Source organism: Brevibacterium sp. S111 (assembly GCF_004745075.1).
GTDB lineage: Bacteria > Actinomycetota > Actinomycetes > Actinomycetales > Brevibacteriaceae > Brevibacterium.
Map to the genome: position 1 here is coordinate 81,970 of NZ_RHFH01000012.1, position 15,919 is coordinate 97,888.

A 15,919-nucleotide genomic window follows, 5' to 3' on the forward strand; every position below is an offset into this window, starting at 1 on the left:
ATGTTTTCTACACGCTGTAGAATGTGAGATTTTTCGTACCGCCCTCGCAGTCACAGCGGGGCGATCGCCTCAATCCGTGACGTCGACGATCCCGTGGGCACCGCGTTCGGCATCGACCATCACGTGGGAGACGAAGGGATAGTGCCCCGCCTCGGCGAATTCGAGTTCGACGAACCCGCCCTGCGAGGCGGCCAGGTCGAGCGTCTGACTCGCCCCCTGCTCCTCGTTGTCGGGTTTGAGTCGGTAGGCGCCTTCCTTGAACACGGTGTCGAACTGTCCGCCGATGATGTGGAAGGCGCTCGGCCGGTTGGGGCCGGCGTCGACGACCCAGATGCGTACCCGTTCGCCGACCTTCGCCTTGAGCTGATCGTGATCGTACTGATTGGCGAAGCCGTTGAAGACCACGGCATCGGGTTCCTCGCGGGCGGCCTTGTCGGAGTCGACGATTCCGCCCTGGGGTCCGAGATAGAGCTCGGATTGGACCATGAAGTATTCGCGGTCGACCTCCGGCAGCTTCGGCGGATCGATGATCACTGCGCCGAACATGCCGTTGGCGATGTGGTCGGTCATCGGCATCGTCGCGCAGTGGTACATCCAGGCACCCGAGTGCGTGGCCGTGAAGGTGTAGGTCAGCGATTCGCCGGGGGCGATCGTGCGCATCGGCTGGTCGGGGGCGAGCTCGCCGGCGTGGAAGTCGATCGAGTGGCCCATGGAACCGTCGTTGACCAGGGTGATCTCGAACCGGTCGCCGACCTTCCCGCGCAGGGTGGGACCGGGCATGGTGCCGTTGAACAGCCACAGCTTCTGCTTGACCCCGACGGCGACCTCGCGTTCTTCCTCGGTGACGGTGAAGGTCTTCCTGATCGTCTTCGGCTCCTCCGACTCATCGGGCTGCGGCAGCCGCGCGTCGCGGGCAGAGAAGTCCGCTCCGGGTTCGGCCATGAAGTCGAGGTCTCCGGCCGCGGATTCCTCACTGCCGGAGGTTCCGTTGCCGCTGCCGTGCTCCATGCCGCCGTGATCCATGCCGGCCATGCCGTCCGTGTCGGAATCCCCGGAGTCGCCGGAGTCGTCATGGCCCGCTGCCGTATTCTCACCGGCACCGCCGATCGCGTTGACGGCGAAGACCATTCCCATCTGCCGGTGCCCGGCGATCGAGCACCAGCCCTCGAGATCTTCGCCGACGATGCCGACGTCGACGGTGGCGGATTCGCCGGGGCTCAGTCGTCCGCTGTCGACGCCGTTGTCGAGCACGAGATCGTGGACGTCCTGGTCATCGGTGTTCTTCAGCTCGATGACGAGCCGGTTGCCGGCGGGCACGTCGACGCTGTCGGGACTGAAGCGCATGTCCTTCGCCTCAACGCGCACCGTTGTGGTCTCCCCCGTCGGTGTCACTCCCGCCGAGGCGGCTCGCGCGGTGACCGCGGTCGTGGCGTTCGGGTCGAGGGCCACTCCCCCGGCCACGGCGACGAGCACGAGCGCCATGCCCGCAGCCGCCGATGCCAGTGCACGCCGGTCGTCGAGTTTGGATGCGGCGGCTCGCTGCTCCTTCGTCGGACGTTTCGTCCGGTGGATGTCCGGGTTCGCTTTGGCCTTGCGGGAGGCGCGGAGGCCGCGGAAGAGGAAGGGCAGGAACAGTGCCAGCCCCAGCGCCACGAGCCCTGAGCACAGGACGCGCACCCAGCTGGGCACGGGCAGCAGACAGATCGCCAGACCGAGATTGATGATCGTGATGCGGAAGGCCGCGAGGCGGTTGAATTCCCGGTTCGCGGCGCGCACGGCCGTCGGCCCTCCGCCGAGGACGACGGGCAGGAGATAGGACAGGGCACCGAAGAGGACCTGTGCGGCGAAGCCTGCCGCCAGTGCGGGGGCCAGCCAGGTGAACCCGTGGGTGGCCGAAGTCCAATCCGCGGAGGTGAAGAACACCCAGGCCGTGGCGAGGAGGCAGATGACCAGCCAGACCATTGCGGCTGCGGCCGAATAGGTCGGGTACTCCCGTGGCGGTTTGGCCGCTGCGGAGAGCACGAAGGGCCGGGCGATGAGTCCGATGCCGGCCAGGTAGGCGAGCAGCCCGATGCCGGCCGCCCAGGGGGCCGAGAACAGGGTCGCGGCCAGAGCGATGACCAGGCCGGTGAGCAGGAGCGGGAGAGCGCGACGGGCGGCCACCTCGGCGCCGGGGACGATCTTCGTCCGCAGCATCGTCGGCCACAGGGTCATGAGGGTGCCGATGACGGTCAGGCCGATCCAGCCGAGCAGGTTGAGCAGCGCATGGGCGGCCAGCAGCCGCGAGTGCCAGGGGTCGGCGAGGTCATCGGCGAGGATAACGCCGAAGGTCACGCCGACCGGCAGGATCGCGGCCGCGGCGACGTAGTAGTGGAGAGTTCCGGCGAAGCGGGAGGCCAGCGCGTGGCGGGCCCCGTTCCACAGCGAGGCCCCGTGCCAGACGACAGCGGCGACGACAGCCGCGGCACCGAGGATGACGAGTGCCCAGATGCCGGCCATCATGCCGATGATGACGACGAGGGTGCCGATGTTTAGCAGCCCGAGGCGCAGGCTCTGGCTGCGGCGGCTGGCCGCGGTCGAGGGGGTGTGCAACAGCGCCTGGGCGAAATGCTGGGACCAGACGAGGATCGAGTGGCTGACCGCGCCGAGGAGGAGGAGGTGGATCATCAGCCAGCGGGCCACCGGCAGGCCCGGATGGGCGGCGATGATGACGAGGAGGAAGACGAGCCAGATGACGACGGGGATGTCGCGGATGAGCCAGCGTCCGCGCCCGATGCCGAGGTCGTCGTCACGCTCGCGCGGTGAGGACAGCTGCGGGCTCATCGGGTGGGCTCCGATCTGCGAGCGACCGAACCGGTACGCTTCTTCGTCGCCGTGATCGCCGAGGAGGCCGCGACGATGGCGAATCCGAGGACTGCGAGCACGTTGAGCACTCCGCCCAGCTGTGTGGCCCAGCCGAGGTCGAGTCCGTCACCGATGCCGATGCGCAGGATGAGGCTGATGTGCAGCAGCCCGGCCGGGATCCAGAAGCCCGGGTGGTAGGGCAGACGGATGCGCAGCACCGCGGGCAGGATCACCGAGGCATGGGCCATGATCATCGACAGCGCGAAGCCGAGGAAGACCGCGTGCACGAGGGCGTCGAATCCACGTCCCGAGGTGATCGGGCCGCCGAGTGTCCAGATCAGTCCGGCCACGGCCAACCATACGTACCCGGCGAGCAGGCAGGCACCGATGAAGCCGGTCTGCCCCGGGCCGCGCACGGTCTTGCGGGCGACGTCATTGCCCACCAGCCAGGCGACGAGGCTGAGCAGGCTGATGCCCAGCACCGGTCCTCCGACGGCCGGCCACAGCAGAGAGGCGAGAAGGGCGAGGACGAAGACGGAGACGAGGAGTCGGAAGATGCGGGTGGCCGGTGCGCTGATGCTCACCCGAGCGAGCTCGAGTCGTTCGGCGCTGATCGTGAGCACGACAAAGCCGGTCAGCCAGCCGATGAGGCCGGAGACAGGGGCTCCCCCGATCCACATCAGACCGGCTCCGGCCAGCAGCGCTGCCCCGATGGCCTGGACGAGGATGGCATCGTCGAGGTTGCGTCTGAACAGAGGGATGTAGAGGACGGTGAGGGCAAGGCTGCCGGCCAGCAGGGCCAGCTGCCCGACGATGAGCGGAGCCGGTGTGAGCACGGCGATGGCGCCGAGCCCGAGCAGGCCGGGAGCGAGGAAACCTACCGGGCGGGCCAAAGCCACGGCTCGCTCCAGAGCGATGACCGTGCCGAGGAAGCCGAAGACCATGAGGATGCCGTGGAGTTCGGGCAGATCGTCACCGGCGACCGGGGCCCAGACGCCGAGCAGCATGAGTGCCGCATCGAGGCCGGCCAGCAGGGCCAGTCCGGCGGGGAGGAGGAAGGCGAGGCGGCGGATCACTTCAGCGGCTTTCGGGTCGCGGCGGGACCGGCAGACTCACCGGATGCCGGCGCGGTCTGCGGATCGGCGGCGGGCGCGGTTGGAGAATCGGCGACCGTGTCGTCGTGCAGGTGCAGGCGGCAGGCCCCGGGTTCGGAGAAGGGCTCGAGTTCGCTGTCGGCACCGGGCCCGCCGAAGGACTCGAGACTGCCCCGGACGAGGCCGAGGTGGACGCCGCAGACGATGTCCGGGTATTCGTGAGCGGCTTCGAGCAGGGGACAGCGGGTGAGACGGAAGCTGCGTCGGCCGGCGTCCGTCGCTTCCGCTGGAACGGGTTCAGGCGCGAAGCCGAGACTGTCGAGCAGGGCGAGAGTCTCGTCGGTCGCTGTCGATTCGGCGGGGGCGGCCTCCTCGGCGTCGACCCGCATTTCGGCGACGCCTCGAGCGAGGTCGCGGCCCCAGTCGATTCCGGCCGCGATCCCGTCTGCTCGCGGGTTCGGGCTCGTGCGATCGATCTGCGCGGCCAGCACCGAGGCGAGACCGAGGTATTCCGATGCTCCCTTCCGCGGTGACCCGATCGCTCGATACAGCCAGGCCGGTCGGCCGCGGCCCGAGGAGGCGGCCTTGGACTTCGTGGCCGCACCGGCCTCGACGAGTTGGTCGAGGTGTTCGCGCACGGTGTTCTGATGCAGTCCGGTCATTGCGGCCAGCGCCGAGATCGTCACGGCCCCGGCCTGTGCCGCGAGGTGCTCGTGGACGAAGGCAACGGCCGGCGTCAGGCCCGTCTGCGGGACCGCCGGCTCCGGTCCGAGAGCCGCGGAGTCGCTGTCTGAGCGGTCACGTCTGTTTTTCACGATTTCCATTGTAATAAATGGTACCCGTCCGTGGATACGCCGCCCGGGCCCGCCTCGGCGAGTGAACGCGGAACTTCCCGCATGGGCCCAAAAGCGCCGCCGGCGGGAGATCCTATTCATCCCGCCGGCGGCGCGGCTCAGGTGGAGTCAGCACGTCGGCTCAGACGGCGTCGCGCTTGCGGCAGGAGTGAAGTCCACCATCGGTCGCGAGCTGCCGGTGGTTGGATCATACCCGAAATGACACGCCTGAAACTACAGAGTCAGCATTTGAATGCCCTCGATCGCGTTATCCACAGATTGCAGAAATCACTGGATTCTTCATTCGACTACAGCTAGGTTAAAAAGCAAATCTCGCTGTCATTCGAATGATCAGGGCAAGGGTTCAGAGTGGAAGCCACCGATGTCATCACCAGCGAGGTCCACAAGCGGATCAGAGATCTCGACGTGGACCCGCGCGCCGATATACAGCGTTCTCGCGAGCTCATACGCACCGTCATCGCCGAGTACGACGAACGCAGCCTCGTCGCCGATCTGCCGCTGCTCGAAGACAGAGAAGCGACCTTTCGCCAGATCGACAATCAGCTCTCGGGGTTCGGCGCCCTGCAGGATTATTTCGATGATCCGCACGTCGAGGAGATCTGGGTGAATTCCCCGAGTGAGGTCTTCATCGCCGTCGACGGCGTCCACCAACTGACGACGACGAAGCTGAGCTCCGGCGAACTCGATGACCTCATCGAACGGATGCTGCGCACCTCGGGTCGACGCGTCGACCTGTCCCAGCCCTTCGTCGATTCCATCCTGCCCGACGGGTCCCGACTGCACGTGGTCCTTCCCGATATCACCCGCACCCACCCGGCAGTGAATATCCGCAAGTTCATCGCTCGGCCACGCAATCTCAGGAACCTCGTCGCCACCGGCTCGATCACCCCCGGTGCCGCCGAGTTCCTCGACGGGGCCGTCGCCTGCGGAGCCAACATCCTCGTCTCCGGTGCCACACAGGCCGGCAAGACGACGATGCTCAACGCTCTGGCCGGGTCGATTCCTGCCAGGGAGCGCACGATCTCCTGCGAAGAGGTCTTCGAACTCAACCTGCCCAGCCGCGACTGGGTGCCCATGCAATGCCGGCAGCCGTCCCTGGAAGGCACCGGCGAAGTGACCCTGCGGGCCCTGGTCAAAGAGGCGCTGCGGATGCGGCCGACCCGCATCATCGTCGGTGAGGTCCGGGAAGCCGAAAGCCTCGACCTCCTCGTGGCACTCAACTCGGGCCTGCCCGGAATGGGCACGATTCATGCGAACTCGGCACGCGCGGCGATCACGAAGATCTGCACCCTGCCGCTGCTGGCCGGGGCGAACATCTCCTCGGCGTTCGTCGTTCCCACCGTTGCCGTCAGCCTCGACGTCGTCGTCCACCTGCGACGCGATCCCAACGGGGTCCGCCGCGTCGACGAGATCTGCGCGGTCCCCGGTGGAGTCGAAGGCGATGTCGTCGAACTCGATACGATCTTCCATTCGCCGCGCGGAACGCTCGTCCGCGGTCAGGGCTTCGGCCACCTCGGCGAGAGATTTGCCGGCATCGGTCGGGACCTGCACGCCGTTCTGGAGGCGGCGTGAGCTATTCGCAGTTCGCTCTGCTCATCGGCGCGGGACTCGGCGCCGGGCTGTTCCTCATCTGGATGTCTCTGTGGCAGCGTCCGCAGGGAGCACGGACACAGCGGCGATGGGTGCGCGAACTCGACGATATGCTCACCGGTGCGGGATTTCCGCGGCTGCGGCCCGGGCATCTGCTGCTCATCTGCGTTGCCGTGTTCGGTGTCGTCGCGGTCCTCGCGACCGTGTTCACCGGGTCGTGGGCGATCGCCCTGTGTTTCGGCCTCTTCGCCTCCTGGCTGCCCCACCGGCTTCTGCAGCATCGGGCCCGCAGCAAGCAGGTGATGCGTCGGGAGCTGTGGCCGGAGACGCTCGATCATCTCAATTCCGGTGTCCGGGCGGGGCTGTCTCTGCCCGAGGCGCTCAGTTCCTTGGCCCATCGCGGTCCGGAACCGCTGCGGCCGCTGTTCGAAGTCTTCGCTGAGGAATACCGAGCCAGCGGGTCCTTCGCACTCGCGTTGGAGAGGTTCCGCCAAGTCAGCGCCGACCCGGTGGCCGACCGCATCGTCGTCGCCCTCAGCGTCACCCGGCAGGTCGGCGGCAGCGATCTGGGCACGATGCTGCGGGCCCTGGCTCAGTTCGTCCGCGATGACGCCCGCACACGCAACGAGCTGTCCGCGAGACAGCAGTGGACCGTCAATGGAGCCCGGCTGGCCGTCGCCGCACCCTGGGTGGTGCTCGCGTTCCTCTCGACCCGGCCCGAGACGGCCACCGCCTACAATTCCCGGACCGGACTGCTGCTCTTGGCCTCCGGCTTCGTCATCTCTCTGCTCGCGTATCAGGCGATGAAGCGCATCGGTCGGCTCCCTGCCGAACCTCGCGTCATCGAAGGGTCCTCCCTCAGCGCGGCACACCGCAGGTACGCCGCTGCTGAGGGCTCTGCCGGCGAGGCCGATCCGCAGGCGAGCACCGGCTTCCGTTGTTTCGGTGCGTCCGGGACGCATGGTTCGCGGGACGGTCGGGCGGCATGAACATCCTCGATGATCCCCTGTCCGTCCTCGCCCTCGGGCTCTTCAACGGCTTCGCCCTGTGTGTCTTCGTCCTCTCCCTTCCGCCGCTGCGCCGACCGACCCTGTCCTCACGGATCGCGCCCTATCTGCGCGATCAGGAGTCGTTGATCGATGTCTATGCTCCGCCGACGCCGCGTGCCGAGGGCTTCCTGGGACTGGCGAAGTCGGTGCTGCTGACGTCGACGCTGTGGGTGACCTCGCGCATCACCACGGATGCGACTCTGCGGCTGCGCATCGACCGCCTCGGCGGGAATGCCACGATCGAGAAGTTCCGCATCAATCAGGTGCTGAGCATCCTCGTGGGGATGATCGCCGCCGGCGGTCTGGCCGGGCTGCTGTCGGCTCAGCGCGGGTTCTCCCCCATCGTCACGCTCGTCCTTGTCATCAGCGGCGGCATCGCAGGTCATGTCTTCAATGATTGGCGCCTGAGCCAGGCCATCAACCGTCACGAGTCCCGGGTGCTGGCCGAGTTCCCCACCGTCGCGGAACTCCTCGCCTTGTCCATCACCGCGGGTGAGGGCATCATCGAGGCGCTGGAACGGGTGTGTCGGACCTGTTCGGGTGATCTCATCGACGAACTGCGCGCGGCCCTGGCCGCCACCCGCACCGGAACTCCTCTGGTCGAGGCACTCGACGGGATGGCCACGCGGATCGCGATCCCCGAGATCGTCCAGTTCGTCGACGGACTCGCAGTATCGATGACCCGCGGCACGCCTTTGGCCGAAGTCCTCCGCTCCCAGGCCGCTGACGTGCGCGAACAGTCACGCCGACGCCTGCTCGAGCTCTCGGGCCGCAAAGAGATCGGCATGCTCGTTCCAGTGGTCGTCTTCGTCCTTCCCGTCACCGTCATCTTCGCTGTCTTCCCGTCCCTGACCGTGCTCGACCTCAGCCCGTGACCGTCTGGTCCGCCCCCGATTGCTTCCCGATGGAATCCGTGACCGTCCGATCCATCCGCACAGAAGAAGGAGACACCATGTTCCGCCAGTTCGGCAGCCGACTCATCCTGCTCATGCTCGCGCTCATCCCTGCCCCACCTCCTCGCCGTGAGGGCCCCACCATCACCGAGGCGGCCGACCGGGACATCGACCCCGACCTCATAGCCGATGTCGACCCGCCCGATCGTGGGGATGTGCCCGGGTGGGTGCTCATCACCTTGATGACTGCTGGACTCGTGGTCGCCCTGTGGGCACTGGCCGGTGAGGCGTTCACCTCGATGTTCCAGGATGCGATGAACAAGGTCCGCGGGGCCGGGTGACAACGCGGTGGCCGAAGACGCTCTGACCGATGACGTCACCGATTCGGGTTCGGCAGTCGCCGAGTTCGCGCTGGTCGCCTCGCTGCTGGCGCTCATTCTTGCCGGTGCCCTGCAGATCGGGCTCGTCATCCATGTCCGCAACACGGTCATCGACTCCGCGATCGCCGGGGCCCGGCAGGCGAGCCTGGCCGATCAGAGCCCCCGCGACGGGAAACGGCTGACGAGCGATCTCATCCGTGTGTCCGTCGGCGAGCGCTATGCGCAGAAGGTCACCGTCTCGACCTCACGACGAGGTGCGGTCGAGATCGTCGAGGTCCGGGTGCGGACACCGCTGCCCGTCCTCGGCCTGTGGGGACCGGCCGAAGTCTGGGATCTGCGTGGACGCTCCATCGTCGAGGACATCGACCGTGACTGAGCGCGAGCTGGAGGCACCCGAGGAGGTCGACGCGGTCGGTGGAGCTGAGGCTGTTGGCGGGGCTGACCCTGTTGGTGGGGCTGACACGGGCACCGCCGTCATCGAGTTCATCTTCGCTTCGGTCGTTCTGCTCATTCCCGTCATCTACCTCATGCTCACCCTCTCTCAGCTGCAGGCCGCCAGCTATGCGACCACCTCGACGGCGATGTCCGCCTCCCGCATCGCCGCCCGCGACGCGAACCCGTCCGAAGCTCGGGCCCAGGAGGTGGCGAAGATGCACTTCGCGGACTTCGGGCTGCGCGATGCACCGACCTCCATCACCTACTCGTGCACCGGTCCCTGTGGACAGGCGGGTTCTCTCGTCACCGCACGTGTGGAGACGAAGGTGATCCTGCCCGGCTTCCCGCTGCTCTTCGGCTCCGCACATGCCCCACACATCACTCTGCGTGCCAACCACACTGACGTCGTCGCCGTCGGAGACCAGTGAGATGGCTGCGGACGGCTCCCATGAATCGGATTCCGGGTCGATCACGCCCTTGGCCATCGGCTTCGTCGTCATCGCGCTGCTGCTCGCTTTCCTCATCGCCGCCCTGACCGACCTGCACATGGCCAGGCGGGAGCTGCAGGGCCTGGCCGATTCTGCGGCATTGGCGGCGTCGGACTCGTTCGAACCCGCTCCCGGCGACGAGCCCGGGCTCGTGTTCTCACCTCGCGCGGCCGAACGGGCGGCCGGGCGCTACCTCAGCGCCGCTCCGACCCCGAAGGACATGCACGATCTGCGGTTGAGCGCCGACGCGGATGGGACGCATTCGGTGCGGATCCGGATCGAGGCCCGGTACTCCCCGGCTCTGCTCTCACCGTTCGTACCCGGACTCATCGACCTCCATGCCACGGCCTACGCACGGGGTGCTCTCCGCCTGGATTGACGAGTCAGCCGTTCGCCTCGTCACGGATGTCGAGTGGGCCCAGGGAGCCGGCTGCCGGGTCGGAGAGCGGGCTGTCGGACCCGGAGTACCCGACCGACTCCGACACCGATTCCTGTGGGCGGCGAACTCACTGGCACACCGCCGGCCTGTGGACGGCCGGGGCATATGCACAGGTCCTCTTCGACCTCTTGCCTCACCCGTTCGCCCCGAACAAGCTGTGGCCATGAGAACCCTGGGCCTCGTCCACCGCATCGAAACGAACGGAGCAGTCACAAGCGTGAGCGTCGAGGCCGACGCGGACAGTTCGGCTCTCGAGGTCTTCCGCTCCGCCTTCGGCCCGGAGCTGCTGCCTGAGGGCCTTGAAACGGGCAACCGGTGCCCCGGTGGGAGTCTTGAGCGCATCAGTTGGGGGCGGTGGCTGAACCTCAATCCGATCACCGTCATCGGCGCGAATGCCCTGCGCACGGTCGACCGCAGCGTTGATCATCGTGCCGCGTTGCAGCCGGCCGTGGTGTCGGTCCTCGCCGGACCGGACTCGGGGTACGCGCTCGCCGTCGATCCGAGACGTCTCAGCCTGTCCCGGCTGCCGCATGAGCAGTCGCTGACCGTCATCGACCCGTGCATTTCGCGCGAGCCGCAGCTGCTGACGCTCGATGCCACCGATGGTCAGGGAATCAGCCTTCTGGGAGCGACTGTCCTCGCTCCGAGTCCGGACACGGACTCACGCCGCGGAACGGATCCGAATTCCGACTCCCCTTCCGCGTCGTCGACGGCCGCACATGCTCCGCAGATCCGGTCCCCGCCGCAGGCACTGGCCGACGACGTCCACATCGCCCCGAAGACGGTCGACGATCCGCGCCCAGCCAGACCCCCGCAGTGGTGGACTTTCCTCATCCCGATCGGCATCGGGGTGGTGCTGGCCGCAGCCACCGGCATGTGGTGGTTCCTGCTGTTCAGCATCTCCGCCCCGATCTCCGGATACGTCGCCTACCTTGTGGAGAAGAAGCGTTTCACCCGCGATTGCCGGCAATGCCGCCGGGACCGTTCCGCGGCGACCGCTGACGCGCGCAATCGGCTGGATGAACTCGTGGCGGCACACCGTCGCAGTGCTTTCACCGCACCGGGTCTGTGCTTGGGCTTCGGTCCGATCCTCAGCAGCCTCACCGTCGATGAACAGCTGCAGGCAGGAATCGACCACGTCGACGGACGCATCGTGCTCGACGCGATGCCGATCCGCATCGATCCGCTGACCACGACCGTCACGGCCAGCGGAGATCCCGTCGTGCTGCGCACCATGGCGTTCGCATGGCTGTCCGATCGCCGCTATGCCTGGCGTCCCGGCCCCGAACTCGCTGAGCTGCCGGAACTGGCCGGCACGACGGTCTCCGCCGACTCCGCACAGACATCCGAGCTCCTCCTCGGCCGCGCCGGCCACGATATCGACGACACCATCACCGTCCGCCTCGACGAGCGCACCGGCCGCGGCGTCCTGACGCTGTCGGGCCCACGCCCCGCCTCGGCGATCTCGCTGTCGGTGGGCACTCTCGCTCAAGCCCACACCACCTCCTCGACGGCACTCCACGGTCCGGTTCCCGGCAGGCCGCTGACCGCCACGCTCATGCCGGCTGCCCGGTTCGTCACCCTGGACCGCCGCGGCGATACGGGCCAGGGCTGTCAGCCCTGGCCCAGCCACGGTCTCGGCGAACTGTGCGACGACGCACCGGAGGCCATCACCGCGCGGTGGCGAGCCGGCCGGCCGGGACCGGTCATCATCGGCCGCGGTGCCGACGGGGAGGTCGGCATCGACCTGTTCGCCGACGGCCCCCACGCCCTTGTCGCGGGCACCACGGGCAGCGGAAAGTCGCTGCTCCTCCAGACCTGGCTGCTGTCGATGGCGTTGGTGCTGTCGCCTCGGCGATTGCGTTTCGTGCTCGTCGATTTCAAAGGCGGTGCCACCTTCGCCCCGCTGCAGGATCTGCCGCACACCGACAGCGTGCTCGACGATTTCGATTCGGGCCTCGCCTTCCGCGCACTCGTGTCGATCCGTGCCGAGATCACCCGCAGGGAACGAATGCTGGCCGATCACGGATGCGCCGATATCGAGGAGCTCACCGACCCGCCGCCGCGCCTCGTCGTCGTCATCGATGAGTTCCACGCGCTGATGGCCACGCACCCGCGCGCCGCTGACCTGCTCGAACACCTCACCGCGCTCGGACGATCCCTCGGCGTCCACCTCATCCTCGCCACCCAGCGGCCCTTAGGCGTCGTGACCGGGCAGATGAAGGCGAACATCAACATCCGTGTGTGCCTGCGGGTCCGCGATGAGACCGATTCCTTCGACGTCATCGGCACCGAGGCCGCCGCCCTGCTGCCCGCGGACAAGCCCGGTGCCGCCTGCATCGACGATGGGATGAGCGTCTCTTCGTTCCGTGTCGCCGTTCCCTTCGGAACCGATTCCCGCACCGAGGCGGCTCTCCGTCCCCGGGTCAGGCCCTGGGTGCGGGGACCGATGCCGTCCGCAGCCGGTGGGGTTCGAGGCGTCAGTGTCGCGGGCATCATCGCCGCGGCCGGTGACAGCAGGTTTCGCGCGGAGATGCGCCAGGTGGTGGTCCCACCGCTGCCCGATCCGGAAGAGATGGCCGGCGGGACGGAGCTCGGGGTCGCCTCGTCCGGTGTGCAGGGCGCGGCTGCTGCCACGGGGATCATCGATATTCCGGCCGATCAGCGCCAGCAGCTGTGGACCTTCGACCCGGATGTGGACGGGTCGACGATCCTCACCGGAGGAGACCCTGAGGTCGTGGATTCTGTGCTCATGACGATGGCCCGGGCTGCCGGACCGAAACGGCGCATCATCGCTTTGGGCCGGATCGCCGGTGCACTCGAAGGTGCCGAGATCACCTGCGGAATGAACGCAGGGTGGAGAATCCAGGCGGTGCTCGACCATCTCGCCACGGGGGCAGGGACACCACCGGTCTCGGATGCACGAACTGGTCGGCACGCGCGAGTCGGCCGACAACCTCCGAGTCTGCTGGTCTGCGGCAACTGGGCCGAACTCGTCGACTCGCTCGACCACTATTGGGCCGAGCGCATCGAACGATTGGTCGGCCACGGAGCCGCTTCCGGTCTTGATCTTCTGCTAGCCGGCTGCCGGACTATGACGGGCAGAAACTCACGGTTCGCCACTCAGATCATCTTCCCGCCGGAGGCCGGTCAGGACGGCACGAACTTCGGCCTCAGCCGGCAGCGGTTCGCAGGCACCTGGCCGGGTTTCCGAGCCGTCATTCGAGGACCCCGGGTGCAGGCTTGCGGAGGGGAAGGAGCCGATGTGCAGCTCGTTCCCGATGACATGGCGAGGAGCCATCGGCTCCCTGCACTCGGCGAACCGACCGACAGCGGCGGTTTCGCACCGCGCTGGCGAGGTCTGGCAGCCCCGGCGGGAACCGCACTGTCGCCGACACCGCACGGCCTCGTCGGTGCAGGGACGAATGATGCAGGTCCCGGCGCAGGGATGACCGGTGCTTTCACTGGGCCGGACCGCATTCCCATCGGCGTCGATGCCTTCGGTGAGCTCGTCACGTGGGACCCGCTGCGAGACGGGTCCGTGCTCACGGTTCGCGGCTCACCGCAGAGCGGCAAGACCGAGTTCGCGGCCCATTTGAGCCGTCTGGGCACGGTGGCCGTCCACGATGATGCCCACCGGGAGTCCGAACCGGTCGAATGGGATCCGCTCGACGGACGATTCCATGTGCTCACCGTGCCGACACGGTTCACTCCCGGCTATGGTTCCCCTCTGGCCAAGGCACAGAATCTCGGACCTCTGCTCGTGCTCGGTATCCACACCAGACAGGATCTCACCGGACTCGGACTGCTGCGACAGGCCCCGCTCGATGGGCTGCCGGGAACGGGCTGGTTCGTCACCGAGGTTCAGGCTCGCCCGGTCCGCCTCTTCACTGCCGACGAAGGGCGGAGGATGTTTCGGCTCAAGGCGGGCCGGTACACAGTCGGCGCCGATCAGCTCCCGTCGGCAGGAGACCCCGAAAGCGTCTCATAACGGTAGAGCTCGGTGGCCGTACCCGATGCGAGCAGACGGTCGGCGAGCGCCGAGATCACGGGCATTCCGCTCGTGACCTCGATGACGACATCGGCGTCGACGGACAGCCGTGCCAACAGCAGTTCGGCATCGGCGACGGCCGCAGCGAAGTCCTCACCGGCTACGTCGGCGGCATCCTCGCGGGTTTCGAACATCGACCCGAGGATGAGCTCGGTCGGAGCCTCCTCCACGGACTGGTCGACGACGGCCGACTCGGCTCGGTCGGCACCCGAATGTCCCGCACCGGTTTCGCCCGCGGCCGGCAGAGTTCCGGCGGTCTCATCGGCCTCCCGCGCATAGGACACGGCGAAGGCACTGAGCCCGTCCGCCTCGGCGGTCCCGGCTGCACCGTTCAGCAGTGCCGCACCGTGGGCACCGGCGGCTTCGGAGAGGAACGCATTGTTGACCTGTCCGATGGTCAGCGGACCGACGGCATCGTCACGGTTGACCGCGGTGTACCAGGCGAGGAACGCCTTCGTCAGCTTCACCGAACCGGTCGCGACGATCTCGAGATCCTCGGCTCTGCCGCCCCCGGCCGGCGGCAGAGCACCGGCGGGAACCTTGATGACACGGGTCGTCGTCAGCGGGATGAACCCGAGTGCCTGAGCGAAACGCTCCCCCGCGCTGCCGGCCTGCACACGAGCTCGCAGGTCGAGTCCCTCGATCGCGGTTCCCCGCGTTTCGGCGCACACGGCGTCGAAGAGTTCACGACCCTGCCCATGGCCCTGCTCCTCGGCAGCCACCTCGACGTGCACCCACGCACGGTGGGGGTGAAGCGGGGACTCGGCGATCGCGGCGGCACCGACGGGGACGTCGGGGACCACCTCGGCGATGACGGAGCGGATCAGCGGAGAATCCGAGGACGGACGGAACAGTGACCGGGCCATATGACCGGCCGGAGTGGTCGCATCCGCGAACACCTCGTTCAGGCGCAGATCGTCGCCGTCGCTCAGCTCTCGAATCGGCATGTGCTCGCTCCTTGGGCGGTGGGGAACTTGATAATCTTGGCGTCATGACTGACTTAAGCGATCCTACCGCCGCCGCCCATGCCGCGGCCACGACCATCAACGCGAACGCGGGCGTCGAATCCCACGACATCGCGCTCGTCCTCGGCTCCGGTTGGGGTGGGGCGGCCGACCTCCTCGGCGAAACCGTCGCCGAGATCTCGGCCGCCGAGGTCCCGGGATTCCACGCTCCTGCAGTCGAAGGGCACGGTGCGACCCTGCGCACCGTGCGCATCGAAGCCAGCGGCAAGCATGCGCTCGTGCTCGGCTCCCGCACGCACTACTACGAAGGCAAGGGTGTGCGCGCCGTCGCCCACGGTGTGCGCACCGCTGCCGCGGCCGGCTGCTCCAGCCTGGTGCTGACCAACGGCTGCGGCGGGCTCAACCGCAATTGGGCCGCCGGCACCCCGGTGCTCATCTCCGACCACATCAACCTCACCGGCACCTCCCCCATCGAGGGCGCGAACTTCGTCGACCTCACCGACCTCTACTCGCCGCGCATGCGCGCCATCGCCAAAGAGATCGACCCGACCCTGGATGAGGGCGTGTACGCGCAGTTCCGCGGACCTCACTATGAGACTCCCGCCGAGGTGCGCATGGCCGGGGTCCTCGGCGCCGACCTCGTGGGCATGTCGACGACGCTCGAGGCCATCGCCGCCCGGCAGGCCGGGCTCGAGCTCATGGGCATCTCACTGGTGACGAACCTCGCCGCGGGCATCCAAGAGACCCCGCTCTCCCACGCCGAGGTCATCGAAGCCGGCGTCGCCGCTGCCCCGCGCATCTCGCAGCTGCTTGCCGACATCGTCGCGAAGCTCTGAG

13 protein-coding genes are annotated in these 15,919 nt (G+C 67.7%); 9 read left to right on the plus strand and 4 right to left on the minus strand.

Going from position 1 to position 15,919, the window contains the following annotated elements:
* Positions 1-69: 69 nt before the first annotated feature.
* Genes EB836_RS14080 through EB836_RS14090 form a run of 3 tightly spaced genes read right to left on the minus strand, consistent with a single transcriptional unit; the run spans position 70 to position 4,753 of the window.
* Positions 70-2,823, minus strand: coding sequence for a multicopper oxidase domain-containing protein (locus tag EB836_RS14080; protein WP_135541482.1), 2,754 nt, complete (start codon positions 2,821-2,823; stop codon positions 70-72).
* Positions 2,820-3,920 (minus strand): hypothetical protein, encoded by a 1,101-nt coding sequence (locus tag EB836_RS14085; RefSeq protein ID WP_135541483.1) that lies wholly within the window; start codon positions 3,918-3,920, stop codon positions 2,820-2,822. The genes EB836_RS14080 and EB836_RS14085 overlap by 4 nt, the downstream gene beginning before the upstream one ends.
* Positions 3,917-4,753 carry a helix-turn-helix domain-containing protein gene (locus EB836_RS14090; protein WP_205683374.1) on the minus strand — a complete coding sequence of 279 codons (837 nt, stop codon included), beginning with the start codon at positions 4,751-4,753 and terminating at the stop codon, positions 3,917-3,919. The genes EB836_RS14085 and EB836_RS14090 overlap by 4 nt, the downstream gene beginning before the upstream one ends.
* Before the next feature lie 387 nt (positions 4,754-5,140).
* Here EB836_RS14090 and EB836_RS14095 point away from each other — a divergent pair, with 387 nt between their 5' ends.
* The 8 genes from EB836_RS14095 (at position 5,141) to EB836_RS14130 (ending at position 14,057) form a co-directional block, all read left to right on the plus strand.
* Positions 5,141-6,364 carry an ATPase, T2SS/T4P/T4SS family gene (locus EB836_RS14095; protein ID WP_135541487.1) on the plus strand — a complete coding sequence of 408 codons (1,224 nt, stop codon included), beginning with the start codon at positions 5,141-5,143 and terminating at the stop codon, positions 6,362-6,364.
* On the plus strand, positions 6,361-7,371 hold the full coding sequence (locus EB836_RS14100) for a type II secretion system F family protein (protein ID WP_135541489.1): 1,011 nt from the start codon (positions 6,361-6,363) through the stop codon (positions 7,369-7,371). Before EB836_RS14095 ends, EB836_RS14100 begins: the two co-directional genes overlap by 4 nt.
* A complete protein-coding gene (locus EB836_RS14105) occupies positions 7,368-8,306 on the plus strand; it encodes a type II secretion system F family protein (protein WP_135541491.1) in 939 nt (312 codons plus the stop codon). The genes EB836_RS14100 and EB836_RS14105 overlap by 4 nt, the downstream gene beginning before the upstream one ends.
* Positions 8,307-8,419: 113 nt before the next feature.
* Complete coding sequence (locus EB836_RS14110; protein WP_240690004.1) at positions 8,420-8,665, plus strand: hypothetical protein; 246 nt, start codon at positions 8,420-8,422, stop codon at positions 8,663-8,665.
* A 7-nt stretch (positions 8,666-8,672) separates the two neighbouring features.
* Entirely contained in the window at positions 8,673-9,080 is a 408-nt protein-coding gene (locus tag EB836_RS14115; RefSeq protein WP_135541495.1) for a TadE/TadG family type IV pilus assembly protein, read from the plus strand.
* Positions 9,073-9,567 carry a hypothetical protein gene (locus tag EB836_RS14120; RefSeq protein WP_240689993.1) on the plus strand — a complete coding sequence of 165 codons (495 nt, stop codon included), beginning with the start codon at positions 9,073-9,075 and terminating at the stop codon, positions 9,565-9,567. Before EB836_RS14115 ends, EB836_RS14120 begins: the two co-directional genes overlap by 8 nt.
* Before the next feature lies 1 nt (position 9,568).
* Positions 9,569-10,006 (plus strand): pilus assembly protein TadG-related protein, encoded by a 438-nt coding sequence (locus EB836_RS14125; protein ID WP_167854465.1) that lies wholly within the window; start codon positions 9,569-9,571, stop codon positions 10,004-10,006.
* A gap of 223 nt (positions 10,007-10,229) precedes the next feature.
* Complete coding sequence (locus EB836_RS14130) at positions 10,230-14,057, plus strand: FtsK/SpoIIIE domain-containing protein (RefSeq protein ID WP_167854466.1); 3,828 nt, start codon at positions 10,230-10,232, stop codon at positions 14,055-14,057.
* Here EB836_RS14130 and EB836_RS14135 read toward each other — a convergent pair.
* On the minus strand, positions 14,018-15,064 hold the full coding sequence (locus tag EB836_RS14135; RefSeq protein ID WP_135541500.1) for a GNAT family N-acetyltransferase: 1,047 nt from the start codon (positions 15,062-15,064) through the stop codon (positions 14,018-14,020). The genes EB836_RS14130 and EB836_RS14135 overlap by 40 nt on opposite strands.
* Before the next feature lie 44 nt (positions 15,065-15,108).
* Here EB836_RS14135 and EB836_RS14140 point away from each other — a divergent pair, with 44 nt between their 5' ends.
* Positions 15,109-15,918: a purine-nucleoside phosphorylase gene (locus tag EB836_RS14140; RefSeq protein ID WP_135541502.1), complete on the plus strand. Its 810-nt coding sequence runs from the start codon at positions 15,109-15,111 to the stop codon at positions 15,916-15,918.
* The last annotated feature ends 1 nt before the right edge of the window (position 15,919 follow it).